Here is a 25,941-nt window from a genome sequence, read left to right as displayed (position 1 = left end):
TCTATTTCGTTCAATCAACAGGCAGATCGATCGCTTTCCATTCAGGGAATCCCTCATCCAGCCTTACAGCATTAAATCCTTTTTCCTTCAATATGCGAACGGCTTCGTCAGCCATCAGGCACAACGGTCCCCTGCAATAAGCAACGATCTCCTTGTCATCAGGCAACTCCTGCAAACGCTCCCCTAATTCAACTTTCGGAAGGGAAACGGCATCCCTGATATGCCCAAGCTTAAATTCTTCAGCCGGACGTACATCAATGAGAAATACTTCATCATCTTCCATTTTTTTGAGAAGTTCATCTCTCGAAATAGTTTTCAGACCTTTCTTCTTACTTCGGTAATCATTCAACAGATCTTCGATCTCCGAATTTCTTGAGAATCCAATAGCCCTTAGAGAATTCCATACATCGTACACTTGCTTTCCGGCCATCCGGTAGTAGTTATATTTTCCCTTTCTTTCGGTTTCAACCAAGCCTGACTTCTTCAAAACCTGAAGGTGTTGTGAAGCATTGGCTACCGGTTGATCAATATGTTCGGCAATGTACTCTACGGGTACCGGTCCTTGCGCGATCAGATCCAGTATCTCCAATCGTGTAGGGTTAGACAGTGCCTTGGTGACCACCGCCAATTGCTTATATAATTTCTTTTTGAACTCGCGTGTTTTCATTGATTATCAAATTTTAATGAGATAAAGAATACACACTCTGCAAACTTCATTCAATAATTTTATTGAATGTTATATTGTGTATTTATAACCCTTCTTATTCATTGTATTTATTACACTTACAAATATGTTTGAATTAGCCGGGGTTTATGACTCTGTGACATTGGTCACATAACTTTTGAGGCGAATGAGCGAAGCTCGTTTTTGGGCTGAAAAGAAGTAAGGTCCTTCAGGGTGGTACCCTTAAATAAACCTGAAAAACCCTTTATTTAAGGTCGGTTTAAATTTAGGTATGAAGCAAAATGTATTGGATTATAAGAACAGCTTGTCGGGTTTTACGCTCACCTTTTCCCGATAGTATCAACTAATTTCTTTTTAACTTTCCTGTCAGCCGATTGTTATTTATTTCGAGGATCATCAGACCATCCTCAAAATATATCCGCACCTCGTCGGTGTAAGTCAGACCAAGTTCTCCGTTTTCTTTATTGGCAAGAAGCTCATCATCCATGAATAATTTGCCATCGATCTCCCTCACAACGATCTTGTTGTTCTCTTTTTGGAGATAAGTGCTCATTTTTTCAGGATCAAAAACGTAGGTACCTAAATGAGAGGAGTAGTTTAAGGGATCAGCCAGGTTTTCTGCTGTTGGAGGTTCGATGGTTTGTCCTTTTACTGTCAGATATATATCTCTAAGAATATCCAGTATTGGTGTATTTCCCCAATTCGACAGGATCCCAATAAAGAGTCCCGTTTTCGGTTCACGGATGATCACACTTTTAGTCCCATACCCACTGCCGGCTGCCATCCTGATCTGATCGGGGCCAAACTGTTTCAGTGACCAGGCATAACCTTCAGCTTCACCCTCTGAAAGCACCATATGTTTTTCAAAAAGCAGGTCCTGGGATTCGGCTGAAAGGATCTCTTCATTCTCTAAAGCGACCGTAAATTGATAGAGATCATTCAATGTTGAATACAGGCCTCCACCTGCACTTTCACCAATGATCTTTGTGCGCTGAGCTTCCTCAACACCTAAGGGACCGATCTTATAAGGCACCGCCTGTTTTTTCACCACCGCATTGCCCTCATACACTCCCGTATCACTCAAACCCAGAGGCTTTATTATTTCCTCATTCATCAATATTGCATATTCCTTGCCGCTTACTTCCTCGATGATAGCTCCCAGTAAAATCACACCGGCATTGGAGTACTGATACCTCTCCCCCGGACTAAACATAAGGTCTAACTCATCGACCAACTGGGATTGCTGATAAAAATTAAGCTCATCCGATGCCATCATGCCTGCCTCTCGCGGCAAACCTGATGAGTGAGTCAACAGGTGATGAATGGTAACTGAATCAGCCCAATCAGCACTCAATGTGGGAAGCCAGGTCGATATCGGAACATCCAATTTTAGCTGAGCTTTTTCAGCCATCTTCAGGATCAATGCTGCCGTGAACGTCTTAGATATGGAATTTATAGAGTTCCGGGTGGCTGGCGTATTTGGGATCTCGAAACTTCGGTTGGCCAGCCCGTAACTATCCTGCCAGATCTCATTATCATCCAGTACCACCTTCACGGTTCCGGAAAATCCATAGACCTCATGGTATGCTTCGATAATTGATTCAAACTGCTGAACTACCCGATCTTCTTGAGCTAAAAGTATCTGTGGCAGTAGCAATATAATTATTATAAAAAGTGATTTATTTAACATGATCTTTTATCTATTTGAAAAATTCATTGATGCGAGTACGTATTATGACAAGTTCTAATGAAAGCGTTCATCAGTCTTCTACCAGCCATTTTATAAAATCTTTAGTAACCTCATCGAACCTGTCAATTTTTGAACCACTTTCTGTAATCTCGAAAAAATTATGGTCATAATTGGGTAATTGACGAAAAGTGAGGTTTTTCTTTCGATGCCTGATAAATTCTACCGGGATGATATAAGAGTTTTCAACAGCTACATTTTCATCCATGGTACCTACCGCAACATATATTGGGATATCAAGTTTTAATAAATTTTGAATGGGAGGCTCAGAAAAGCTCACATAACTAAGATAACTGTTTCCATCCCATTTCTGATCAGGTGAAGGATCATCAAACATTATTTCAAATTGAGTCAACAAAGAATCTATTCTTCTGGAGGCTTCCATTTCTGTAATTTCACCTGCAATAGCTTTTTTTCTTTCAAACATAATGAACTCCATCAGTTGAGGAAGCCCACCTCCTACCCAAAACCCAAGATGGGTTACATCCTGATTGATGGTCGCCAGTTTTGCAGCCACATCCGTTCCCTGAGAGGTACCTACCAACACGATTCTCTCAGGCGTAAAAAGTTCTTTCTGGATGTATTTTATAACCCTATTGACCCGTTCTACTCTGAAATCTAACGTATTCTTCTTCCAGTAATCATCCGGTACTTCAAAGTCTTCCGTGTCACTAAAAGGAAATCCATGCTTTGAGATAACTATGTAGGCATACTCTTCAGGCATCAAATCATACGTGAATGGATCCAGAGTTACACAACAGGGATTTGTTTCTATCCATAATGGGGCGGGATAAGAGCCCTCCACATGAATAAATAGGTGTTGTTTATCTATATCATACGGGTTGTAAATATAAAACTGAATCGTATCGTCTTCTGTCTCAATCGAATAAGATTTGAAACCCTTCTCTAATGGATCAACCTGACCAAAGCACATCGATGGATTTAGTAATAAAAAAATGAGAAGATAAAATTGATTTATACTCATCTCAAAGTCCAAAGATATTGAATTCATGTATGTATATTCGCATTAGTTCAGGGGTGAGTCCCTATAAATTCGATTACTTTATCCCAAAACACCTGTTTATTTTCTTCCTTCTCGATCAAATGCCCTTCATCCTCGAAATAAAGAAGTTCTGATTTTTTACCTGCATCTTCTAACTTTTTGTGGAATTCCTCAGCATGAACAGGCGGTATTTGTCCGTCATTTTCACCGGCCACTAACAGCATAGGAGTAAAGATCTGATCAATATTCTCCATTGGTGAATACGAGTCATATTTTTCTGGCAGTTCATCCGGCATTCCCCCCATGCCATATGGGAATCCGTAAATCCTTCCCGGGAATTCATTGGCTTGCCTGATCCAGTCATAGGCCCCGTTGATCCCAACGGCTACATCAAACCGATCGGAATGTGATATAAAATAGCTCACCATTGTGGCTCCATGGCTATGCCCGATTAAGGCAACATTTGAAGTATCTACCCGAGGGTGATTTCCCACCGCATCCAGAAAACCAAGGGCATCTCTCAGCTCCCGAGGTCCATACTCCTTATCATGACGCCTTTGGTTGGTCCCCCCGCTGTTGTTAGGCAATGCTACTGCATAACCCTGAGAGGTCAATAGTAAGATGCCTTCTTCAAGAAAGTAGTCCATATTTGGAAATCGGTTCAGATACGCATTGGCATAGGGAATGAGAATCAGTGGAGTTTTCCCACTTATCTGAGCCGGAAGAAATAACTGAGCATTCAATGAAACAGAATACTGATCCCAGCTTACGATCTCAGCCTCAGGTAGAAGTTTGCCTGCAAAGGCCTCAGTGCTGTTATGCAAAAACTCTTCTTTCATCAGGCTATCCCCATTTTCACTGATCTCAGCCCGGAAAATACTTTTAGGCAAAGTTCCTGATTCTCGGGTGTAGTACACATAGTCCTTACCGGCATGACTTAGAACTTGCTTTGGCAATATCGTGCCCATCTCAGAATTGATTTTTTTATAAGAGGAGGAATCAATGTGAGCCTTAAACGGAAGGTAATCCATTCCCACTTTATGCTGCCCAAACAGCCAGGTGCCATCCGTCGACCAGGCGGTGTAATAGGCCCTTGGTAATTCGTTTTCATAATCCCTGAATGTGCCTGACTGATCCCTTTTGAAGAGGTAAGGCGTAAAGCTTGATGAGTTGGCAAATAACATTCCGGTCTCAGGTGTGTATCGGACTTCATTGAATATACTTTCATCCGCATAAGCGATGACCGTGATAATACCGGTTGAGATTTCCATCAGCTTGATGGCACCGTTATCTCCCGAAAAACCCCCCATTCCATAGACCAGGTGATCCTCATCGATCCAGTCGTGGCTCACGATCATATGGTTCTCAACAGTTTTGGGGTTCAGGGTTTCCCGCTCCGTATCGTAAAACCAAAGCTGAGCTGTACTTTGAATGGCATGAGGCTGAGCCGGAAAGGTAATGAAGCGGTCATCCGGCGACCATTTTGGGCCCTCCATATAGAAGTTTTGCAGGGTTACTAACTTTGTCTGTCCCTCTGCGCCGGCAATGGAGAACTGTTCTGACCCGTCAAATGTACTGACTACGATCTCATCCGCATTCCTTCTGTACACAAAGCGGTGACTATCGTTTGACCAGGCCAGGAAGGTATTGGCATAGGTCGCTTCTTCAGTCATTCCACCGGAGATCGTTCTGATCCTGGAAGGATCACTGAGTATTTTTACGTACAATGAATCTCCAATGGCATACGCCATTTTATCTCCATCCGGAGAGACCGCAAAGAAGGAAGGGGTTTCAAGGGATTTCAGATCCTCAAAAGTAATCGGTGTCTTTTGGCTTTTTATTTTACACGAGCACAGTAAAAGGACGCTTATAATGAGTAGGCTGTATTTCATATATCTAACTTTTTATGCTCTCCTGAAAAGCGGAATCATATCCAGTAATTACTTTTTCTATAATACCCTCTTCATCAATCAGATAGAATAAGGGATAGGATAGCACGCCGTAAAGTTCGGCAATTTCTGCCGGGTTAGAATAAGCAACCGGAAACGGAATGTTGAGTTCCTTATCAAATGAAGTTATATCACTTTGGGAGTCTAGCGGGTTAATGTAGATCGGAACCACGGCATCTGAGATTTGATAATCCTCCCTATTGAAATGCTCAAGGGATTGCATGCAGTATCCGCAGTTTATAATGGAGAAATTTAACAGCACTTTTTTACCACGATAATCGGAAAGCCTGAGCAGGTTGTTCTGCTCATCTCGTGTAACAAATTCAGGAGCTTTTTGCCCAATCGGTAACAGATCTTTGTAGGGAGAAACACCCAGAGGTGCTGATTGATACTCTGACGGGTACTCGTATGTCAACTCCGGGGAGTCATTTCGTTGCACGAAGTCTTTATATTCGTAGACTAACCGTTGCCGAAGTTGGCCATTTAAGTGATTCCTTCGCTCGAATCGTTCAATTAACTTTGTGGAAGCATTTATAAAAATATGCTGTTCCGTTAAAACGGTGTCCCCGTTTTTATTAACCCTGTCATTCTCAATTCTCAGGTAATTTTTAAGTGGGCGGTCATTAATGAGAGTATCTTTTATAAATACCCAGTCCGTCTGACTTAAGAAACTTACTTGAGAAAACCGTACAGGCAACGAATTCAGGATATTCCCCTTCTCATTTAAGGAATCTTCAGCAGGATAAAATTTAACGAGTTTATTCTGATGATCCACATCTCTGTAAATGTTGTTTATATAAACCTGGTCCTTGTTCGCAAAATCACTCCTCCACTCAATCACGTAATCATATCCGAGCAGGCTTTTTTCTGATGGTTTAAATGACTTATTAAAGATCATCGTGTCCACTCCTCCCATAGGATTCGGTGTAATGGCCAAAGCAGTGTAATCAAACCCTGCTGATGCTGATAACAGGTCTCTGGCAGAATTTAAGAAGTCATCCGGTGACTGGACCTGAGAGCATCCGGTAATAAGTGCCGTAAAGGCGAGCAGTAATATTCTTGAAGTATTCATGTAGTTGTTCATTTTAGTTTCAAGTGGGCTGTTACGGCAGATTTTCATAAATGTTTAGATTATAATAGCGGACTCACATTCACTTCACACGTCATCGAAAGAGATATATCTTATGCTGTGAATATGAGACCATGGTTACCTGTCGGCTTAAAATTTCATATCCCGCCAGTCCATCCAGCTCTTTGCCATAAGCTTGCTTGAGGTTTGAGATATCTTTGAAGGCCGTTGGCGTTGTATCGAAGTCAACCTCCGCGATTGTTAGTTTATCCAATGTTCCTTTCATTACTATTTCTTTCCTCCCATCCGCACCGGTCAGGTCCGTTTCTCTGATACTTGATAATGAACCACTCAACTCTTCATACCGGTCTTCAGAAAGCAGGTTCGTGGAGGCCCCACTGTCTAACCCAAAGGACATTGTTTGCCCCGATACCGAAGCTTCAAAAAGTGGTATATGCTGCCTGAGCTCAAAGGGAATGGACGACATTGACAGTTGCGCACTCATAGCCATAATAAATGTTTGGGTTTGGCCCGGCTGAATGAGTCGCAGCGTTTGGGTAGAATAATTGAACAAAAGATCGTAGCCTTCAAAGACCTCATAGCCGATCAACCCTGCGATCGGTATTTCCAAAATGGCTTCTAAATGGGACAGATCTGCCGCCAGTACCTTTTGGTCGTTCATCTGAATGCCATTGAAATCAAAATCTGAGATGGTTAGAATATCCAGGCTGTTAATGTTACCATGCACGCCTTCCAAAGAGCTGTATTTTGTTTCTTCTGATGATACCTCCTCTCCATAGTGTACCTGATTAAGTATGAGGCGGGGTGAACCGGAATCAAAGATAAAATTTTTGCTTTCACCATTAATAATGGCCTCAACAAGCATCAGGTTTTCTTTCACCTTAAAGGGGACCTCAATGATCTTATCTATCGGCTGACTCACTTTTGAAGGCCCTTCCATCGTCTTGACACTCATCTTAACCAATTCAAGCTTAGTGATCTTGCCGTCTTTATTCATGCTGAAAGTAACTTCACGCTCCCCCAAACCGCTATAGCTGAAATGATACAAATGAGTTTGCGTACCATCTGAATTTGACGCTGTGTTATTCCAGGAATATTCCTCAACCTGTTCATTCAGCTGGCTCACCAACTGCTCCAGTATTTTGAATGAAATCGGCGGAACCCTTCCCGAAATTTGGAAACCATCAGATAAGTGGGGTTTTAACTCATCGATATTTTGTTGATTGACACTTGCTGCAATGATCTCAACCAGTTCTTCCTTAGATAGCTTGTCCTGAGCCATGGCATTTTCGAAGCCAACTAAAACTACTAAAGCCGCAATACCTAATCCTTTGATCCAGTTTAAAAACTTCATTTATTACATATTCTGATTATGAACCGGCTTTCAAGCTATTCAAAAACTCCTTATCGAAACCAACGGTCACCTTTTCAATATTCCCTTTTTCATCGATAAGGAAAAAAGTTGGGGTACCTGAAACGCCATACATCTCACTGATCTTTTCCGCATCCAGAATAACCGAGAGCGGGGCATTTATCTGTTTAAAATATTCGACTACATCTTCCTTCCGATCCCAAACAGATAGAAATAATGGCGTAATATTTCCGGCAAGCTGAAAACCTTCCTCATCCATATATCGCAAGGCATCCTGACTATGTGGGCATCCAATACTGGAAAAGTTTAAAAGCACCTTTTTACCACGATAGTCTTCCAGATCAATTGAACTGCCCTGAAGATTGCGTGCGGAAAAGACCGGGGCTTGCTGACCTACTTCAACTATCTTGCTACGATTGGTCTTTCCGTATAAATCGGAACGGTATTCTGAAGGAAATTCATAGCCGAGCGGATCGCCTGATGAAGTCAGGTTATAATCTGAATAGATGTACACTACTTTTTGCAGGTTCCCATTATAGAAATTATGCCGCTCCCATTTTTCCAGAAGTTTTGAATCGGGGTTTAAAAAGATATGCTCTTCGGTGTAGATCGTGTTGCCATTTCTGATCTCATCCGTTACTACTCGAAGATATTCTTTGAGCTCTTGCCCACCTATTAGCGTATCCCTGACAAACTCCCAATCTGACCGACTTAATAAGGTAATGGGAGAATATTCAAAATCAGGAAGGATCTCGATCATGTGTTTCAATTCTGCCGGTTCGTTCTCCGGGTAAAGCACCACGGTTTCATCTTTGTGTCTTACCGAGCGGAATCTACCGTCAATATGAATGACATCACTGTTAAAAAAATGCTTCTGAATGATGAAATCGTATTCCACCAGACTGCTTTTACTTTTTTGGAAATTCGCCGTTACGTTTACCGTATCAATTCTTCCAACCGGATTCGGATAAAAGGCCGTCTGCTTGTAACTCACTCGTTCATACTTATCGATTTCTTCTTGTGCCAACCTTAGCAGATCTTGCCCATTTGCAGTGTAGTTAGTGACAAGAATACATGTGATAATAAATAGTGATTTGTACTTCTTCATTAGTCCACTTCCTCTAGTTTGAATGTCATTTCTGAGCCATCGATGTTGATGAAGTTCATTTTCAGAAAACCCAGACTATCGTTGAATACAGCCTCCATAGAAGTTGACCCCAGCTCACTAACCGCTTCGGCATTGATAGTCCAGGTCTCCAGCTCACCCCATTGGGTCTCCATCACTTGTTTACCGGTGATTTCATAGCTTGTGTTGATCGTTATGTTGCCATTCCAGGTGGCCCAGCGCTCGTCCCCATAGTGACTGCCGACCTGAAAAGACCACTCCCACTCTTTGCCTGTCTCCATTGGGTACATCACCGACGGATAGGGACTTAGTTGTAGAATGCGGAACAGCCCGTCCCGAGGTGGATGCATCCAGATGTTGGCCTCATTTTCAATGAGTCCGGTCATCTCAAAATTATCTTTATTGGATGGCTGATAACTAATCAGGGTTTGGTTGTAATCAGGTATCCAATCGATCATAGGCTTTAGTCCCGACATTACTCCAAGAGTGACTTCATTCCTGTCACTTTCTTTGGGTTCGGTAAACTCCCATCCCTCTTCCAGATACCGGAAGTTCCTTGACTGACCATCCTTATCGTAATACTGGTATGAATATGTGAAGGAAGCCCCAACCGTAAAGATCTTATTGTTATGATTGAACCTGTTCTCGTCGGTTACAGTGGAATCAAATTGTTCTACTTGTAAGTCACCGGAGTAGGTTACCAGATTATAATTCGGCACCATTTGTGAAAGGGAACAACCTGAAAGGATGCAAAGAAGCACAATGATTTGTTGGGTTTTCATTAACGTTGATTATATGATTGTCGTTACACTTTCGTAATTGAATGGGGCAATGATAGCCTGCTTTCACAACCTCAAAAAATTAATCCTTTAAATGGACTGCCAGAGCATTTGAACAACCGTTTGCAACCTTTAGACGTAATTCTCGTCCTTTCACATGACCAAAACCACCGTTCACACACTAAGTGGGTTCGAGATGTCATACGTTACTATATTTGATCTGATCTATTAATTATACCTATTCAAACATCATGAGATCCTTTTTCCTGACCCTCACTATATTATTGCTTCCGCTTTACTCTTTCGCTCAGCTGGGTCCTGCCTTTTCTCAGAAAGAGGTGCTTGAAGATCTTGAAACTTTAAGGAGAGCAATAGAAGACGGTCAATACAATATGTTTGCCTATACTTCTGAACAGGAATTCAACGCCACCTATGATGAAATAACATCATCCCTCACTGCTGATAGTTTGAGTCGACTCGAAACGATCAATATGTATCAACGGCTGGTCTCATCATTAGATATTGGCCATACCAACATCGATTTCCCAATTGGACCTTATATGGAGTATGCACTATCTGGCGGCACCTTATTACCCCTGGAGATCGCCTTTCAGGATGAAAAGCCATTGGTTCGTAAAAATTGGTCAGGTAATAAAAACATACCAATCGGATCAGAACTCATTAGCATTAACGGTAAGCCGATAGATCAAATTCTTCAAAGAATTTATCCACAGATATCTGCTGAACGCCCCTACTTTAAACGAGCAAAAATTGAGATCTACTCCTTCCCTCGTTATTACTGGCAGGTATTCGGGCAAGAGGATCAGTTTGAGGTAGTGGTTAGTATTGACGGAATAACCAAAACTGCCACACTTGATGCCATCAATCTGATCGAGGATTTTGAAATGAAACGGGATGAAGTATTGAATGCCCGCATGGAGCTTCTTTTTTATGATGAGGCTGCCTACCTGAATCCGGGAAGTTTCAGTGGTGATGAAGCCAGGTATCAGCGATTCATTGATTCTGCCTTTGTAGAGATCAATGCAACTGAACTTGATAATCTGATCATAGACCTTCGAAATAATAAAGGTGGCAACGACTCTTTCAGTGATTATCTGGTCTCATACTTTGCTGATAAACCTTTCAAATGGGTTTCCAGTTTTACTCTCAAGACAAGCCGCATCCTTAAAGAGTATGCCAAGGCAAATAGTGATATCACAAACGATTATTGGAGAACCGTACTGGGCCACAAAAATGGTACGATTTATGACTATGAATTTGACCTCTATGAGCCTCAAGCCAAAGACAAACAATTCAATGGAAAAGTATATGTTTTGGTTAACCGCCAATCACACTCGCAATCAGCCGTGGCGGCAGCTCAAATACAGGATTATGGCTTTGGAACGATTGTAGGGGAAGAAACCGGAGAATACCCAACGCTGTACGCCTCCATATTTCCATATACATTGCCAAACACAGGTATAACCGTTACTATCTCCAAAGGATATATAGTGCGCGTCAACGGCAGTGAAGAACTGCGTGGTGTGATGCCGGATATCCTCATAAATGACTACCTTCGGGATGATGAGGACGAAATATTAAGTAACCTGCTGAATCAAATTAGTACTCAGAATCCATGATGGCTAACAAAATCCTTTTATGAACTCAAAGATACCAAGGGCTGTTGAGTTATTCGTTCATATAGTAGCTGTCACTGTGATCGTTGTTATTGGCGTAAGAAGTTATGAACTGATCAATTTTATGATAGTTGAAGGGTACACCATTTCCTCCATTTCTCCCCCAGACTCAACTGCTTCTGAAACTATAACACTGCGGGGCTTCTCAAATACCTTAAATTTCCCACCATTGACAGAAAAGTGGATAAATGAAACATATACTGACCACATTGAAAAACAAGATGAACCTTCTCCTGAAGATTCTACCTCTTCAAATGGGAAATTGATTGATGTAAAAAGAAACATAGCTGAGTCTGCTTCAACCAGTCAGATGATTAGACATATTATCGTCTATGGACTCTATATTTTGGGATGGTTTATAGCCTATTATCTGTTTTTCAAAAGATATCACCAATCATTAAAAAAGAAATTACTTGCACTTGGTTCCGGCTGGTTGGCCTTTTCTATCCTTCATATGGCAATCGTGGTATTTGCTACTGTCTTCCTTAATTCTGATTCGGGCGATCAACCCATAGCGAGTGTTTTCAGGTTTGGAACATTTAGCTCAATATCGGACTCCCCCTTTGCCTTTTATTTTCTGATCGTGATCATGGCATTTCTTGCGCAAACTACCGTTCAATTCCTTTATAGATATCAGGAGTTAGAACAAGCCGATCACATGCAATCAGAGTTAGCTTTAATCAGGTCACAGCTTAGGCCTCATTTCTTTTTCAACACGCTGAATAACCTTTACTCTATGGCTCTGGAAACCAAAAATGAACCTCTGGCTGAGGGCATCCAAAACTTGACGGGGATGATGCGTTACTCACTGCAGCACAGTACTAAAGAACTGGTACCCTTAAAAGAAGAATGGGAGTACATTGAAAAATATGTGGAGCTGCAGAAACTAAGGATCAACCAAGACTCTGTAGAGATCAGCATGGAGGTTAAAGGGCGATTAAATTATGCTCAGGTGGCCCCGATGATCCTCATCAATTTTGTGGAAAATGCCTTCAAGCATGGCATCAGCTATGAAAAGGCCTCGTTTGTGAGCATCAAGCTGGAAGTGACCGATGAGTTTGTGATTCTGGAAGTTCGTAACAGCAACCATCCTTCAAATCAAGATACCGGGACCTCGGGCATCGGGACAGCCCAAACCAAAAAACTACTGAAACTCTATTATGAGGATGAATTTGACCTGGATATCCGAACTGCTTCAGAAGAACACACTATTATTCTAAAACTACCCATCCGATGATCCTGAAAGCCATTTCCATAGACGATGAACCGCGGGCGCATCACGTGATCGAGCATAATGCTGCCAAGATCGAACAACTCGAGTTGGTTGAAACGTTTACCTCTCCCCTCAAAGCCGCTTCTTTTCTAAGGGAAAATCAGATCGACATTCTTTTCCTGGATATCAACATGCCAGATATGGATGGAATGTCGTTGTTGAAAACACTGAAAGATCCTCCAACTGTCATTTTCACGACCGCTTATGACGAATATGCAGTGGAAAGCTACGATCACGAGGCGGCCGGTTACCTGCTGAAACCCATCGAATTTCCTAAATTCTATAAAGCGGTGATGCGGGCGATGGAACAGAAACTACAGCCTTCATCAACTCTCCCCAAAAAGGGTGATTCATCATCTTTTCTTCTATTGAAAAGCGGAACCAAGCTGATCAGGATTGATCCTTCTCATATTCGATATATTGAAGCATCAGGAAACTATGCAGAATTAACACTTGAGGGAGAAACTATTTTGGTTGATCATACTCTGAGTGAATTGATGGAGCAATATGTATCCTCAAATTTCCTTCGTATTCACCGATCTTATAGCATCAACATAGATTATTTACAGGAATTTGAATCTCATCGGGTCAAAGTCGGAAATTTAAACCTCCCCATTGGAAAGACCTATCGTAAGGAAGTAAGGTCAATTTTAATAAAGAGCTAAATAACCATTTGGACTTCTTATGCTTTCGCCTACATTTGGATCCGGAGGTCCGCACAGGCACACCCAAATAGTAAGTTGGGTATGAGGCTAATCGTATGAGCGAAATTCAAATTTAGTCTGAAAAGAGTAACTATTTACTAACCCTAATAGCATCCACCGGGCAGACTTTTTCCGCCCGCTCATTCAGTTCCCGTTCAAATTCACCAACATCAACTGAAAAGACTTTTCCCTTTTGCTTCCCTCCGATGAGTACACACTTCCCATCCCGCTTTGACATTTGCCACCGTTCGGGCCAGGCCTCCACGCAATAGTTACATCCTATACATCGATCTCTGTATAATGTGATCCGCATTATTGCTTGTCCTCCCACACATAGATCTTATCTCCGTCTTCAACAACGCAATCTATTTTGATGGTGCAATCGTTGCCTTTTTCAACTACTTCGACAGGGATATCTTCCATCCAGATAGAATGGATACTCGGCTCAGCCACTCCGGTCTTATTGCCTATGATAAGCAGCTTATCATCTTTATTCAGTCTTCCGGTCTTGATGCGCACATGCGCCACCTCAGCTTTCGGATAGTAATGGAGCACTTTCCCGATAAATCGTTTTTCCTTGGTTGCTGCTGAACCGTGGACCTCACTCCACTCTCCAAGTCTCCTTCCCAGATAATATCCGTCCCAGAAACCCCGGTTGTATACCTTTTCCAGGTCTTTTTTCCAGCCGTCTACTTTTTCTTTTGAGAAAGTACCATTTGCTACGGCTTCGGCGGCTTCCCTGTAGCAACGGGTCACGGTTTTGACATACTCGGGCGAACGGCCGCGTCCTTCAATTTTCAGGACTTCCACGCCGGTATCCAATAACTGATCCATAAAATCGATCGTGCACAGATCTTTGGGCGACATGATATATTCATTTTCAACCACCAGTTCTTCCCCTTCATCATTGGTAACCCGGTAGGCGTGCCGACAATTTTGTTTACAAGCTCCCCTGTTTGCTGATGAATTATAGGTATGCAGGCTCAGATAGCATTTTCCCGAAACCGCCATACATAGGGCACCATGTGCAAACACCTCGATCTGAACTGGATCTCCGGAAGGCCCCGTAATATTTCTCTCCTTAACGCCTTCCACGATCCTCTTCATTTGTCCCAGACTGAGCTCCCTCGCAAGAACCATGACATCTGCAAAGTGGCTGTAAAATTCCACCATCTCAATATTTGAAATATTGGCTTGAGTCGATATATGCACTTCCACTCCCTGTTTTGCCGCATAAGAAATAGCAGCCTGATCAGCAGCAATGATTGCAGTAATTCCATGTTCTTTCACAGCATCAATAATGCGCTTCATCAATGGCAGGTCGTGATCGTACAGAACAGTATTAAGTGTTAGATAGGTACGAATACCTTCTTTAATCGCCAGTTGAGCGATCTCTGGAAGGTCATCCATCGTGAAATTATTACTGGCACGAGCCCTCATATTAAGCTGTTCGATCCCAAAATAAACCGAACCGGCTCCACCCTGAATGGCTGCTCTGAATGAAGCCCAATCACCGGCCGGAGCCATGATCTCTGTTTTATTTTTTAAAGCCGTTGTTTCCGAATATGTGTGTTTTATTGATGTACTCATAGGTTTGTGCAAATTCTTGATTCATTCGCGGAAGAATATACCTTTCCATATAATCGAATTTGCCGTTCTTATGTGTACTTAATATGAAGCTATTTGGATCAGGCAGCGTTAATGAAGCATGGTCATATCCTGATTCAGTAAAATTATAATCAGACTTAGTTGTTACTTTTTATTTCTGTGACCAGTGCATCATATCCGGCCTGATGCATTTCCTTTTGAATCTTCTTCTGACTTTTTTCGGAATCACAAAGGGCGATCATAGCTCCACCTCCACCACCGCCGGTTAGTTTCGCACCCAGTGCTCCATTCTGTCGGGCTATCTCAACCAGTTCTTCTACCTCAGGACAGGAAACCCCTAAAATATTCAGGAAACCGTGATTCATATTCATGATCATCCCAAGTTCATCAAGGTCACGGGACTCAATGGCTGCTTTAGATGCAATGGCCAGCTCATCCATTTGATTGAATATCTGCTTGTACCATTTAGGATATTTTTCAGCCTGCTCACGCACCTGCTTCACCATCTTTGAGGTCATGCTTTCAACCCCGCTCAATCCGATAACAATTGGAATGGATTCGTTTAGAGTGATCGTCTGCATATCGGGTGGAGTACCTTTCTGAAAAGCGATCAGGTTACCGTAGGTCGATACGGTATTATCGATTCCGGAAGCTCCGCCGTGTACGATGTCTTCTGATTCAAAGGACAATCTTCTTACATCATCATCACCCAAACCCAGTTCAAAGTGCTTATTCAGGGCACGTATGATCGCAACAGCCAAAGCTGCAGACCCTCCCATGCCCATCGCTCTAGGTACTTCGGGAAATACCTCAATATTCATGCCTTTATCCCTTAGATCGAGGTGATCGAGGATCATTTCAAGTGACTTAAAAATGGAGTACTTGTGGTCGGCTCCGAATTCAATGGTCTGCTCCACACCCCATCTTGGGATCAGAAGCCTGACTCCTTTGTCATGATCCCAGACCTTGGCTTTCATCTTCAGGGTGATGGGGGCAGCAACTGCATGAGTGCCATGGACCACGGAGTGCTCGCCTGTCAGGATGATCTTACCGTAACCAAACGACATCTCTTCATCTTCATCCAGTACAGGAACTGATACGCTTCCGATCTTTTTCTCTTTTTGGAGATCTTCAATGATCTCTTTGGCTTTCCAGACTTTGATCTCGCCACTTTCCACTAATCGTTCAAGAACTTCCTCAAATAGCTCAGCCGGAGCACCGGCTGTACTTGCCACACTGCGTGCATGTAGGGTCATGTGTCCACGCTGAATTCCTTCTGTTCCAAGTGAACGAAGTGCCGAAAAGTTTTGAGCCAACCCAACCGCTCCCATTACTTCTGCCAGCTCGGTAGCCGACTCGATCCCAAGGATCCGATGAGCAATGCCAACCGCTTTATTTGATTTGAGTGATCCGCCAACGGTTCCAACCTTCAAAGGGATATCGATGGTACCCACCAGATCACCCTGTTCATTCTTGAACCAGTTTGTCAATGAGGTATATCGTCCGCTTCTTGAGGCATAGGCATGTGCTGCAGCCTCTATGGCCCGCCAGTCGTTACCGGTGGCTATGGCAAGCGGATCAATACCATTCATGATCCCCTTATTATGGGTTGAAGCCCGATATGGATCAATAGCCGCAAATTCAGCCGCCCTTATGATCCCATCCCGTACTTCCTTACCTGAAGAATCATTGAAGTCGAGATATTTCGTCGGGATCACACATTTCGCCCGAACCATAGCACGGTCGGTCAGGTTAGACAGAATTCTCAGGTACACCTTCGAACCCGACAGTTTCTCAATGAGTGGTGCCACCCCTTCACACATACTGTTCACCAGGTTTGCACCCATTGCATCTCGTGTATCCACTAATAAATGCACAACCACCATACTTCCGGGATGCCGGTCCTGCTGATGGATCATCACCTCGAGATCGATAGCTCCCCCTCCACGTTTCACCATATTGGGATGGAGACTGTTTGCCAGGTTCAAGATCTCTTGCTTTTCCTGCAGAATGGTATGCCGCACTTTCATAGGGTGCCGAACATCCACCAGCTGTATCTGGCCTATCAGGATCGGGTCATCCGATTCAACTTCGAATCCACCGGCATTACGCACTACCTTGGCAGCCGAACTTACCGCCGCTAATATTGATGGTTCCTCAACAACCATTGGCACGATATAGGGCTTTTCATTGATCAGGAAGTTAAGCCCCAATCCCATTGGAAGGCCAAACACACCGATCACGTTCTCGATCATCTTGTCGGCATCATCCTGTGAAAGCAGATGCATTTGTTCACGAAGAGCAATGTAGTCTTCCTGACTCAATATTTCTTTTTCACGGAGAATATCCAGCCGGTTCTCCACACTGTATTTATAAAACTTAGGGATGCGGGATTTATCGTTATTACTCATCAAAAAAGACTATTTACAGATACGGTTCTTATATAAAGCATTGGGTTATAATATCATGATCTCAGATCCATACAGGGAAGGATCTATCACCCAATTTCCTTTCGGGCTGAGATCTGAACCCCTCTGGGTTGAACTTCAAGATTCATCAGATCAAACATACTGTCTTTAATCGCAAGCCTGATCTTTTCAATGCAATCGGGATCGTTACAGAAGGCAATTCCTATATCGCCCCCGCCGGCTCCTGATGGTTTATAAGTTCCCCCCTGGGCTTTCACAATGGAGTTGATCTCCTCATGGACATCAGAAACGATCTCAGTACCACTTCTCAAGCCCAATTCGCGCTCACACTCAAAGAAATCAGATATAATATTCAGAAATGCATCGGTATCATTCCCTGCAAAAGCTTTTACCCCTTCCTTTGAAAGCATACCCATGGTGCCAAGCAGTTTATCATAATCCTTTGGATGTTCATTTTTATAGGTATGAACATTCCGAACAAAATTCCGCGTGGAAACCGCGTATCCGGCCCATATGCATTCCATATATAGGTTGTCCGGGCGACCTATCCTTTGAATATTTCCATTGAGCTTATTTGCATTTTCAGGCATGGTATAGCTGATGATGCCACCCGTTGCACTTGCGGCAATATCTACCCCACTTCCCATTTTACCCTGAGCAAAGCGATGGGCAAGAAAAGCTTCACGATACAGATCCTCATCCGAGATATTTTTACCAATGTATTCCATTAATCCGGATAACAGTGAAACCGTTAAAGCTGCACTGGACCCCAGCCCAAATTTATTTCCAGTGACTCTATGGTAAAATGAAGTCGTATCAATGCTGATAGAAGCTCCGGGAATTTTCCCTGATCTCTGACTAACATACTTTAGGATCGCGAGTACGAAATGAAGCTGTTCCTGAGTTTTGGAATCAACATTGGTTCTGAAATGGGCATCCCCATCCTGATCCAGAATAAACTGTATCTCAGGAATATTCAGATTTGGGGTACGAACCTGAAACGTACTGTTATAAAGTGATTCAATGCGAACCTTACAATGCCTGTTGACTGCAGCAACAAGCGCAGGAGCTTTTTCCAATACGGCATACTCACCCAAGAGGATCAGCTTTCCAGGAGATTTTACGGTAATAGTGGTTTGGTCCATCATATGATCGTTTCATTCACCGTTTCCATGATGTACGCACCAGGCCCCGGTTTAGCTTCAATTACAGATCTTACGCCGTCAATATCTGATAGGGCATCTTTCACAGCCTCAACAGATCCAGGCAAACACAAAATCTTCACCTGAGGTCCGGCGTCTATGGTTACATAAGCCGGAATACCATTTTTTCGTAAAATCCACACTCTATGAATCGTTTCTGTGGTCGCAGCATTCCAATAAAGTATAGGAGGTTTTGCAGCCATAGCTAAACCATGCATTTTAAAGCAGCTATGCTCGGTCAGTTCTCCCGTTTTCTCAAAATCCTTCTCAGCAATAGCCTTTTTAATATCAACCAGGTCTTTGGGATGAGAAGATACCCAACTATCATAATACGGTGCCGTATCAGCCGTACGCATCATGCCTTCCGTTGAACCAAGCTCTTTCTTTTCATCAGAAGTAACGGCAATAAGTAGCCGAACATCCCAATACCTTTCACTATGCAGGGAAATAGCAAAATCTTCACTACCATCATCTTTTGTACCGAGCTTCATTTCACTGAACCCGCCATAGATCGAGCGGGCGGCCGAACCTGACCCCATTCGTGCCAGTCTTGATAAGGCTTCATCAGAATGTGATTGCCCAAGTCCTTGACTGGCAGCTAAAGCAAGTGCTGCAAAACCTGAGGCTGATGAGGCTAATCCGGCACCGGTCGGAAAGTTATTTTTGCTAATAACTTTCGCTTTTGGCCGGTCATGAGTACCTGCAGCAACATCCAGAAATTCTGATACCCGTTTCAGGGCGGATTCAGTTGCTTCCTGATCATTTAAAATCAACTGATCTTCTTTTAACATATCCCCGAACTGCAGTGTGGTTTTGGTGTAAAGGGCATCCAGAGTCAATGAAATAGAACCCACCGCCGGAAGATTAAACTCCACCGACCTTTTGCCCCAATATTTGACCAGTGCAATGTTTGAATGGGCAACAGCAGTAACCGGACCAGGATTAAATTTTTTGATGACTGAGTGAGTTTTAGTTACACAAAAAATGGTTGCGCGCTTAGTAAACATCCAAAGTTAAGCTTTTTAACTCAGCATCGGTAGAATTTCTCTGAAAGATTTTTTCAAACCCTAACATTCTCTGGTAAAAGCAGTATCTGCAAAAAATTAAAATTGTGCCTTTACATTTTCCTTTGTCTGGATGACCTTATACTTGATCAAATGATCAGAAATTTGAAATATCGCCACTGAATATGAATACTGAACTTAAAATAGCTGAAAAGATCAGGCAGGCTTGTTTAGAAGCTGCCAAGGATGGATTTATGCATGCTTCCATGAGTGGTTTGTGCGCTGAAGGAGCCATGGAAGCAGCCATCAGTGCCATTCAATCGCTGGATATTGAACAGCTTATAGATAATAAAGGAATTTAACGCGGATGACACAGATAAGGCGGATGATCTTGGATTTAAATTGTATCTGCAACTATCCGCAGAATCCACTTCATCCTGTTCCATGACCATTTAGCCAAAGGCAAAAATGAAACAACCGATCGTTGGTTTTCACAAAGATGAGCAAGGGGATTGGGTTGCTGATCTTAAATGTGGACACACACAACATGTACGGCATAATCCCCCCTGGCAACTCAGGCCATGGGTTACCACTGAACAAGGCCGAAAAAGCAAGGTTGGTTCCACCCTAAATTGTAAAGAGTGTGACCGCTAAAATTCGTAACTTTGAAGCCATTAAAAATTCCAACATAAACAGGGATTCTGATATGAGTGCTTCTACCTTTTTCCGTACCGTCATTTGTGGATTCATCGCAACATTTGCAATGGCTATGGTTGCATTTCTGCAGAGCGGGATCGGGCTTCCGGTTATTGATGTAGGCCACATACTTACTGCAAGTTTTAACGAAATACATGGAACCGATGCCTATCACATTGTTTTTGGGAATCTTGCCTTTAATATTGGCGGTGTGTTGATGGCTCTTGTTTGGGTAGTGTATCTGCAAAAGAGGATTCCCGGAAATTGGCTTATACAGGGCCTCATATTTGGAATAATGATCTCTATTTTTGCAGGATTGGTTGTCTCTCCATTCGTCTCTGCTGCAGCCGGCGAATCGTTTGGGATCTTTTATTCTAACACCTGGGTCCCCGGAAAATTTATATTTGCCGGCCTTTTAATGCATGTAATTTATGGAGTTATACTTACCCACACACTGAAGGTTGCAGGTGTTGATGGTTTGAATGGATGATTTTTTAAAGATGTTAATACACCAGTAAATGGTCAATTTCGCAAAGGTGGGGATCCAGATAATCCGGACAATTATTCATTTGATACTTCATGATCTCCTACTTCAAGGAGATGACCTTCAAAACCAAAAATTCAAAAATTTCTACAGATAATGATATTTATTGATAACGAGGGTATCACCAAACCTCAGATCAACCTGGCACTGGAAGAATATGCATTAAGAAACTTTGGTGAATCAGATGATTATCTGCTCTTTTATGTAAATGAACCCTCCATCATCATTGGTCGAAATCAAAATACCCTTGAGGAGATCAACGATGAATATGTAAGAAATAACGATATACATGTTGTACGCAGAATGAGTGGCGGTGGAGCCGTTTACCATGATCTGGGTAACCTGAACTTCAGCTTTATCACTAAGTATAAGCAAGAGAACCTGAATAACTTCCTGAAATTTAACGAACCGGTGATCCGGATCCTGAAAGAAATGGGTGTGCCCGCTAAGATGAGCGGACGAAATGACATATTGGCTGAGGATAAAAAGATCTCCGGAAACGCACAGTTCTCTACCGGTAAGCGTATGTTTTCCCACGGAACACTTCTTTTCAACAGCGACCTTGGCGAGGTAGCTAATGCCTTAAACGTTAAGATGAGTAAGATACAATCCAAGGGACATAAATCAGTGCGTAGCCGGGTTTCCAACATCATCGAATTTATTGATGAAAAGGAAATGAGTCTCGCTGATTTCAGACAGCACATACTTGATGGACTCTATCAGGACCGGGAAAATTTTGAAACCTATAAACTGACCGAAAAAGAATGGAAATCGGTTCATGAATTGAAAGAAGAAAAATACGGCAATTGGGACTGGAACTATGGAAAATCCCCAAAATTCAATATTCAACGATCCAAAAGATTCCCTGTTGGGGAGATCGACCTTCGGCTGGATGTTCAAAAAGGCCATATCAAGAATATGAAGATCTACGGAGATTTCTTTGGCAAGGAATCAGTTCATGAGATCGAGGATATGCTGCAGGATGTTCGGTATGAACCTGAAGACATCGCTGCATCCATCAAAAAGATCGATGTGAAGGATTACTTTGGAAATATTGAACGGCAGGAGTTTCTGGATCTCATCTATGGAGAAGACGAATAAATTATTTAAACAACAAAACGACATGACAAACGAATATAAGCGCCCTGTGTATATCTGGCTGTGGTCGGGCGTGACCCTGATCACCCTGATGGTAGTGATCGGCGGTATCACACGGTTGACCGATTCCGGCCTTTCCATGAGTGACTGGAACCTCATTATGGGATCCATTCCCCCGATGAATGAAGTGGAATGGGATAATGCCTTTGAACGATACAAGGAATTTCCTCAGTATCAGAAGATCAATGCGGGCATGTCGCTCGACGAATTCAAGACCATCTTCTTTTGGGAATATTTTCATCGATTGATAGGCCGTGTACTTGGGATCGTGTTCATCGTGCCCTTTATCTGGTTCTGGGTGAAAGGATATTTTGACAAGCGGCTGCTGAAACGCCTTTGGGTACTGCTGCTACTCGGAGCCTCACAGGGTGCCATGGGTTGGATCATGGTTAAAAGCGGTTTAGTGGATGTTCCATATGTAAGTCACTATAGGCTGGCTATTCATTTTTCACTTGCACTCATACTGTTTGCCTATTGCCTTTGGCTTGCCCTGGATGTTAAATACCACAGTAGCCTTAAAAAAGGAGAAGCAGAAACTATCCCCTTCAAAAAATGGATGTACTCTATTGGGGTTCTCCTATGGATACAGATCATTTATGGAGCATTTACTGCAGGACTCGATGCAGGCTATATGTACAACAGTTTCCCAAAAATGGGAGGTGAATGGCTCCCTCCCACTTTTTCCATGTTCGATCCCTTCCTAAGGAATCTGGTCGAAAACCCAGGTACCGTACAATGGATACATCGGCTTAATGGCACTATTCTACTAGGTGCAGTAGCGGCATTTTGGTGGAAAATGTACAAGACCAAAGATACAACTGACCTGATGACGTTGGGTACGTCACTCTTTGCACTGATCGTATTCCAATATTTGATTGGGATATTCACTGTGATCTATAGTGTGCCTATCTCCCTTGGTGTTCTGCATCAGGCCATTGCCGTGATATTCTGGGGAATTTTACTGGCCCTTTGGCACAAAATGAAGTACCGTGATTATTACCCGGTGACAAGCTGATAAAAAAGGCTCCTCATTTAAATGAAGAGCTTTTACTAAGTCAATATACGATTCATTCATTATCTAGCCAGATAACCACCATCCACAGCATAATAATTACCGGTTACGAATGAAGATCTGTCGGATGCCAACCAAAGTATTAATTCAGCCACTTCATTAGCTTCTCCAAGTCGACCCATAGGATGCAAACTCTTTACATATTCCAGAGTTTCCTCATCCAATACACTTAACAAAGGTGTCTTGATGTAACCGGGTCCAACCGAATTGACTCTAATACCATCCGTTGCATACTCAAGAGCCGCGGTTTTAGTTAGTCCTACCACTCCATGTTTAGCAGCTACATAGGCCGGAGAGTTAGAAGTGCCTACCTGCCCTAAAATAGAGGCAATATTTACAATACTGCCACTCCCATTCTTAAGCATCTCTGCAATCTGATACCTGGTACCGTAAAAAACGCCACTCAGGTTAAGGCTTATAACTTTTTCCCACCCATCCAGCGGATATTCAGCAGTTTTAGCAAGGGGCCCTCCAATACCGGCATTGTTAACGGCAATATCCAGCTTTCCAAAAGCTTCCACTGTTTTCTTGACCAGAGCTTCATGATCTTCTGCCTTTGAGGCATCCGATCTCACAAAGATAGCTTCTCCTCCATTCTCTTTGATCGCCTCAACTACCTTTTTGCCATTCTCCACATCAACATCGGAAACGGTCACTTTTGCTCCCTCTTCAGCGAACAAAAGTGCAGTTGATTCTCCTATACCTTTCGCTGCACCCGTAATAATTGCAACTTTACCATCTAATGCTCCCATGACTCTTCCTCCACTTTAATTGATAATACATTTTTAAATACCATATCAATATGAATATGTTGTGAACTCTGACATTCAGGATGGTTTTTTCATTACAATATTCACTACATAATCTGGCAGTAAACGATGCCTTTCATCAATAAACGCCTCATATTCTTCATCATCTTTATCCAATATGGCCTTGAATACCGGCCGGCCTATGAAAGGAAAGATCATCAATGACATAATATTCACCATGATCTGATCAGCAGGCAGATCTACCGTATTGCCTTTTTTCCGTTCTTCCCTGATCTGTTGCAAAAATGGATGAACCTTTTCCCCGATCTGATTGATCATAAAATTCCTAAGTCGGTTTGGATCCTTATTCATCTCATGCAATACAAACAGTGGGATATCCGGGTTCGCCTTAACAATCTCGAGGTATTTATCGACAAAGCTTCTAAGCTTTTGTTCCAGGGGCAGATCTTCATTTAAGAGTTCAGCGATCTTTGGAATGACCTTTATGATGGATAGATGATACACCTTTTCAAATAACTTGGCTTTAGAACGGTAATAATAATGAAGCATGGATTTATTGATCTCGGCTTTATCCGCTATCTCTTGCATTCGAGCCCCTTCCAGTCCCTTTGCCTGAAAGACCTCTCTTGCTGCTTCAAATATTTTTAGTTCTGTGGATGATTGATCTGTCGGTTTGTCTTCCATCAACTCAATTTCTAAAATTTTTATTTCGATGGCTAAACATACAAAAGTCCCGCACAAAATTTAACCATTTGGTTGAATTATTTATTTAACCTTTCCTTTCGACCTTCTTTCGAAAGACTGCATCCTCAATCTTACCATTTGTTTTAATTGAGTTTGCAAAAAACTTAACAGTCATATTTTTATATCAACCATTTGGTTGAATCATGTGATCAATACCCTTAAACTGTGTTTAGCGAATTCCCCATAAATCTCACTATATGAAACTTTCGTACGCCTTTACCCTGATATTGATCGCTTTAACAGCTTGTAATACTGATGAGAATAAAACTGCCACGACATTACAAAATCCTGGAAACCGGTCAACCGATCTTGAGAATATTGAATTCATGACCATTGAATTAGAAACTCACTCAAATACTGTAACCGTTAGCGGTCGACTAAGAGCGGAAAACAGACTAATGATCTTTCCGGAAGTTCAGGGCAAGATCCTGCCTCACGACAAACCCTTTAAGGAGGGAGTCTCATTCAAAAAAGGTGAGACGATGTTGCAACTTGACAGTGAAGACATTCAGTTTCAGCTTCGGTCATCAAAAAGCAATTTTAGGACATTACTGTCGCGAACGCTTCCGGACATAAAAATGGATTTCCCCGAATCGTTTGAGCAGATCAATACCTGGTATACAGATATTCATCCGGACCAGCCCTTTCCTGAAATGCCTGAAACGGATGATCCTCAGCTTCAACAATTCCTGAGCTCGCGGGGTATTTATGATGCATATTATCAGGTCAAAAGTGCCGAATCTCGTTTACAGAAATTTACCATCTCCGCACCTTTCAGTGGTATTCTTTCAGCAGCAAATGCGGAACCCGGTCAAACCGTTGGACCTCAATTCCAGCTGGGTACATTAGTGGACCCCACTTCCTACATCCTTCAGGTTTCAATGGAAAGGGACCAGATCGCACTGGCTAATATTGGTTCTGAGATCACAGTTCGGGATCAGGACCAAAGGAACTCATGGAACGCGCGGGTTGACCGAGTGAATCCAACTTTGGATCCTACTTCACAAATGATATCCGTGTACCTAAAGGTAAGTGGAGAGAACCTGAGAGAAGGTCTTTATCTCGAGGGAGCATTCGAATCAGATGAGGAAATTCAGGCAGCAAGGATACCAAAATCAGCACTGATCAGAACCGGTCAGGTTTACATTGCAAACGGAGACAATATCAGTTTAAAACCGATACAGGTGCTGGATGTTGAAAAAGATTACATCAGGGTCACAGGCCTGGAGAACGGTGACCAAATAGTGGCTGATGCTGAAATTGCCTATGCCGGACTCATCTTACAATAA

The 25,941-nt window shown here is 42.6% G+C and carries 24 protein-coding genes; 9 read left to right on the top strand and 15 right to left on the bottom strand.

The window, feature by feature from the left end:
• Positions 1–10: 10 nt before the first annotated feature.
• From AC13FX_RS10075 to AC13FX_RS10040, 8 genes are all read right to left on the bottom strand, one after another.
• Complete coding sequence (locus AC13FX_RS10075) at positions 11–667, bottom strand: ArsR/SmtB family transcription factor (RefSeq protein ID WP_482880431.1); 657 nt, start codon at positions 665–667, stop codon at positions 11–13.
• Between the two features lie 361 nt (positions 668–1,028).
• Positions 1,029–2,375 carry a serine hydrolase domain-containing protein gene (locus AC13FX_RS10070; protein WP_482880430.1) on the bottom strand — a complete coding sequence of 449 codons (1,347 nt, stop codon included), beginning with the start codon at positions 2,373–2,375 and terminating at the stop codon, positions 1,029–1,031.
• A gap of 70 nt (positions 2,376–2,445) precedes the next feature.
• The gene (locus tag AC13FX_RS10065) at positions 2,446–3,156 is read right to left on the bottom strand and encodes a hypothetical protein (RefSeq protein ID WP_482880428.1); all 711 of its coding nucleotides are present in this window, start codon (positions 3,154–3,156) and stop codon (positions 2,446–2,448) included.
• Positions 3,157–3,464: 308 nt separating this feature from the next.
• A complete protein-coding gene (locus tag AC13FX_RS10060) occupies positions 3,465–5,327 on the bottom strand; it encodes a prolyl oligopeptidase family serine peptidase (protein WP_482880427.1) in 1,863 nt (620 codons plus the stop codon).
• A 4-nt stretch (positions 5,328–5,331) separates the two neighbouring features.
• The gene (locus AC13FX_RS10055; RefSeq protein ID WP_482880426.1) at positions 5,332–6,504 is read right to left on the bottom strand and encodes a peroxiredoxin family protein; all 1,173 of its coding nucleotides are present in this window, start codon (positions 6,502–6,504) and stop codon (positions 5,332–5,334) included.
• A 43-nt stretch (positions 6,505–6,547) separates the two neighbouring features.
• On the bottom strand, positions 6,548–7,828 hold the full coding sequence (locus AC13FX_RS10050; RefSeq protein WP_482880425.1) for an aspartyl protease family protein: 1,281 nt from the start codon (positions 7,826–7,828) through the stop codon (positions 6,548–6,550).
• A 16-nt stretch (positions 7,829–7,844) separates the two neighbouring features.
• The gene (locus AC13FX_RS10045) at positions 7,845–8,954 is read right to left on the bottom strand and encodes a TlpA family protein disulfide reductase (protein WP_482880424.1); all 1,110 of its coding nucleotides are present in this window, start codon (positions 8,952–8,954) and stop codon (positions 7,845–7,847) included.
• Positions 8,954–9,754: a hypothetical protein gene (locus tag AC13FX_RS10040; protein ID WP_482880423.1), complete on the bottom strand. Its 801-nt coding sequence runs from the start codon at positions 9,752–9,754 to the stop codon at positions 8,954–8,956. The genes AC13FX_RS10045 and AC13FX_RS10040 overlap by 1 nt, the downstream gene beginning before the upstream one ends.
• A 248-nt stretch (positions 9,755–10,002) precedes the next feature.
• Between AC13FX_RS10040 and AC13FX_RS10035 the strand changes: the two genes are divergently transcribed.
• Genes AC13FX_RS10035 through AC13FX_RS10025 form a run of 3 tightly spaced genes read left to right on the top strand, consistent with a single transcriptional unit; the run spans position 10,003 to position 13,386 of the window.
• Positions 10,003–11,391, top strand: a complete 1,389-nt coding sequence (locus AC13FX_RS10035) for a S41 family peptidase (protein ID WP_482880421.1) — start codon at positions 10,003–10,005, stop codon at positions 11,389–11,391.
• 19 nt (positions 11,392–11,410) lie between these two features.
• Positions 11,411–12,685 (top strand): sensor histidine kinase, encoded by a 1,275-nt coding sequence (locus AC13FX_RS10030; RefSeq protein ID WP_482880420.1) that lies wholly within the window; start codon positions 11,411–11,413, stop codon positions 12,683–12,685.
• On the top strand, positions 12,682–13,386 hold the full coding sequence (locus tag AC13FX_RS10025) for a LytR/AlgR family response regulator transcription factor (RefSeq protein WP_482880419.1): 705 nt from the start codon (positions 12,682–12,684) through the stop codon (positions 13,384–13,386). Before AC13FX_RS10030 ends, AC13FX_RS10025 begins: the two co-directional genes overlap by 4 nt.
• Before the next feature lie 130 nt (positions 13,387–13,516).
• Here AC13FX_RS10025 and AC13FX_RS10020 read toward each other — a convergent pair whose 3' ends face one another.
• The 5 genes from AC13FX_RS10020 to mvaD all read right to left on the bottom strand — a co-directional run bounded on the left by AC13FX_RS10020 (position 13,517) and on the right by mvaD (position 19,671).
• Positions 13,517–13,738, bottom strand: coding sequence for a ferredoxin (locus AC13FX_RS10020; protein ID WP_482880418.1), 222 nt, complete (start codon positions 13,736–13,738; stop codon positions 13,517–13,519).
• Positions 13,738–15,015 (bottom strand): peptidase U32 family protein, encoded by a 1,278-nt coding sequence (locus AC13FX_RS10015; protein ID WP_482880417.1) that lies wholly within the window; start codon positions 15,013–15,015, stop codon positions 13,738–13,740. The genes AC13FX_RS10020 and AC13FX_RS10015 overlap by 1 nt, the downstream gene beginning before the upstream one ends.
• A 155-nt stretch (positions 15,016–15,170) precedes the next feature.
• A complete protein-coding gene (locus AC13FX_RS10010) occupies positions 15,171–17,444 on the bottom strand; it encodes a hydroxymethylglutaryl-CoA reductase, degradative (protein ID WP_482880416.1) in 2,274 nt (757 codons plus the stop codon).
• Positions 17,445–17,530: 86 nt separating this feature from the next.
• Entirely contained in the window at positions 17,531–18,610 is a 1,080-nt protein-coding gene (locus AC13FX_RS10005; RefSeq protein ID WP_482880415.1) for a mevalonate kinase family protein, read from the bottom strand.
• Positions 18,607–19,671, bottom strand: coding sequence for a diphosphomevalonate decarboxylase (gene mvaD, locus AC13FX_RS10000; RefSeq protein ID WP_482880414.1), 1,065 nt, complete (start codon positions 19,669–19,671; stop codon positions 18,607–18,609). Before mvaD ends, AC13FX_RS10005 begins: the two co-directional genes overlap by 4 nt.
• 182 nt (positions 19,672–19,853) lie before the next feature.
• Here mvaD and AC13FX_RS09995 point away from each other — a divergent pair, with 182 nt between their 5' ends.
• From AC13FX_RS09995 to AC13FX_RS09975, 5 genes are all read left to right on the top strand, one after another.
• On the top strand, positions 19,854–20,030 hold the full coding sequence (locus AC13FX_RS09995) for an acetyltransferase (RefSeq protein WP_482880413.1): 177 nt from the start codon (positions 19,854–19,856) through the stop codon (positions 20,028–20,030).
• A gap of 106 nt (positions 20,031–20,136) precedes the next feature.
• Positions 20,137–20,322 (top strand): DUF3565 domain-containing protein, encoded by a 186-nt coding sequence (locus AC13FX_RS09990; protein ID WP_482880412.1) that lies wholly within the window; start codon positions 20,137–20,139, stop codon positions 20,320–20,322.
• Positions 20,312–20,854 (top strand): hypothetical protein, encoded by a 543-nt coding sequence (locus tag AC13FX_RS09985; RefSeq protein WP_482880411.1) that lies wholly within the window; start codon positions 20,312–20,314, stop codon positions 20,852–20,854. Before AC13FX_RS09990 ends, AC13FX_RS09985 begins: the two co-directional genes overlap by 11 nt.
• Positions 20,855–21,004: 150 nt before the next feature.
• Entirely contained in the window at positions 21,005–22,009 is a 1,005-nt protein-coding gene (gene lplA, locus AC13FX_RS09980; protein WP_482880410.1) for a lipoate--protein ligase, read from the top strand.
• 22 nt (positions 22,010–22,031) lie between these two features.
• The gene (locus AC13FX_RS09975; protein ID WP_482880409.1) at positions 22,032–23,081 is read left to right on the top strand and encodes a COX15/CtaA family protein; all 1,050 of its coding nucleotides are present in this window, start codon (positions 22,032–22,034) and stop codon (positions 23,079–23,081) included.
• A gap of 59 nt (positions 23,082–23,140) precedes the next feature.
• On the opposite strand, the gene AC13FX_RS09970 is transcribed toward AC13FX_RS09975, so the two are convergent.
• Both AC13FX_RS09970 and AC13FX_RS09965 read right to left on the bottom strand, forming a co-directional pair.
• Positions 23,141–23,890 (bottom strand): SDR family NAD(P)-dependent oxidoreductase, encoded by a 750-nt coding sequence (locus tag AC13FX_RS09970; protein WP_482880408.1) that lies wholly within the window; start codon positions 23,888–23,890, stop codon positions 23,141–23,143.
• A 75-nt stretch (positions 23,891–23,965) separates the two neighbouring features.
• Positions 23,966–24,592, bottom strand: coding sequence for a TetR/AcrR family transcriptional regulator (locus AC13FX_RS09965; protein ID WP_482880407.1), 627 nt, complete (start codon positions 24,590–24,592; stop codon positions 23,966–23,968).
• 257 nt (positions 24,593–24,849) lie between these two features.
• On the opposite strand from AC13FX_RS09965, the gene AC13FX_RS09960 reads away from it, so the two are divergent.
• Positions 24,850–25,941, top strand: coding sequence for an efflux RND transporter periplasmic adaptor subunit (locus AC13FX_RS09960; RefSeq protein WP_482880406.1), 1,092 nt, complete (start codon positions 24,850–24,852; stop codon positions 25,939–25,941).

Source organism: Gracilimonas sp. B-17 (genome assembly GCF_056857935.1).
The sequence above is the reverse complement of the archived record's forward strand: the minus strand, read 5'-3'. Positions and strand labels throughout refer to the sequence as shown.

Coding starts and splice junctions, on each gene's coding strand:
- AC13FX_RS10045 (WP_482880424.1), bottom strand. CDS start 8,954: ATGAAGAAGTACAAATCACTATTTATTATCACATGTATTCTTGTCACT.
- AC13FX_RS10055 (WP_482880426.1), bottom strand. CDS start 6,504: ATGAAAATCTGCCGTAACAGCCCACTTGAAACTAAAATGAACAACTAC.
- AC13FX_RS10040 (WP_482880423.1), bottom strand. CDS start 9,754: ATGAAAACCCAACAAATCATTGTGCTTCTTTGCATCCTTTCAGGTTGT.
- AC13FX_RS10025 (WP_482880419.1), top strand. CDS start 12,682: ATGATCCTGAAAGCCATTTCCATAGACGATGAACCGCGGGCGCATCAC.
- AC13FX_RS10005 (WP_482880415.1), bottom strand. CDS start 18,610: ATGATGGACCAAACCACTATTACCGTAAAATCTCCTGGAAAGCTGATC.
- AC13FX_RS09970 (WP_482880408.1), bottom strand. CDS start 23,890: ATGGGAGCATTAGATGGTAAAGTTGCAATTATTACGGGTGCAGCGAAA.
- AC13FX_RS09965 (WP_482880407.1), bottom strand. CDS start 24,592: ATGGAAGACAAACCGACAGATCAATCATCCACAGAACTAAAAATATTT.
- AC13FX_RS10030 (WP_482880420.1), top strand. CDS start 11,411: ATGAACTCAAAGATACCAAGGGCTGTTGAGTTATTCGTTCATATAGTA.
- AC13FX_RS09995 (WP_482880413.1), top strand. CDS start 19,854: ATGAATACTGAACTTAAAATAGCTGAAAAGATCAGGCAGGCTTGTTTA.
- AC13FX_RS10015 (WP_482880417.1), bottom strand. CDS start 15,015: ATGAGTACATCAATAAAACACACATATTCGGAAACAACGGCTTTAAAA.
- AC13FX_RS09990 (WP_482880412.1), top strand. CDS start 20,137: ATGAAACAACCGATCGTTGGTTTTCACAAAGATGAGCAAGGGGATTGG.
- AC13FX_RS10050 (WP_482880425.1), bottom strand. CDS start 7,828: ATGAAGTTTTTAAACTGGATCAAAGGATTAGGTATTGCGGCTTTAGTA.
- AC13FX_RS10020 (WP_482880418.1), bottom strand. CDS start 13,738: ATGCGGATCACATTATACAGAGATCGATGTATAGGATGTAACTATTGC.
- AC13FX_RS09975 (WP_482880409.1), top strand. CDS start 22,032: ATGACAAACGAATATAAGCGCCCTGTGTATATCTGGCTGTGGTCGGGC.
- AC13FX_RS10035 (WP_482880421.1), top strand. CDS start 10,003: ATGAGATCCTTTTTCCTGACCCTCACTATATTATTGCTTCCGCTTTAC.
- mvaD (WP_482880414.1), bottom strand. CDS start 19,671: ATGTTTACTAAGCGCGCAACCATTTTTTGTGTAACTAAAACTCACTCA.
- AC13FX_RS10010 (WP_482880416.1), bottom strand. CDS start 17,444: ATGAGTAATAACGATAAATCCCGCATCCCTAAGTTTTATAAATACAGT.
- AC13FX_RS10065 (WP_482880428.1), bottom strand. CDS start 3,156: ATGCCTGAAGAGTATGCCTACATAGTTATCTCAAAGCATGGATTTCCT.
- AC13FX_RS09960 (WP_482880406.1), top strand. CDS start 24,850: ATGAAACTTTCGTACGCCTTTACCCTGATATTGATCGCTTTAACAGCT.
- AC13FX_RS10070 (WP_482880430.1), bottom strand. CDS start 2,375: ATGTTAAATAAATCACTTTTTATAATAATTATATTGCTACTGCCACAG.
- AC13FX_RS10075 (WP_482880431.1), bottom strand. CDS start 667: ATGAAAACACGCGAGTTCAAAAAGAAATTATATAAGCAATTGGCGGTG.
- AC13FX_RS10060 (WP_482880427.1), bottom strand. CDS start 5,327: ATGAAATACAGCCTACTCATTATAAGCGTCCTTTTACTGTGCTCGTGT.
- lplA (WP_482880410.1), top strand. CDS start 21,005: ATGATATTTATTGATAACGAGGGTATCACCAAACCTCAGATCAACCTG.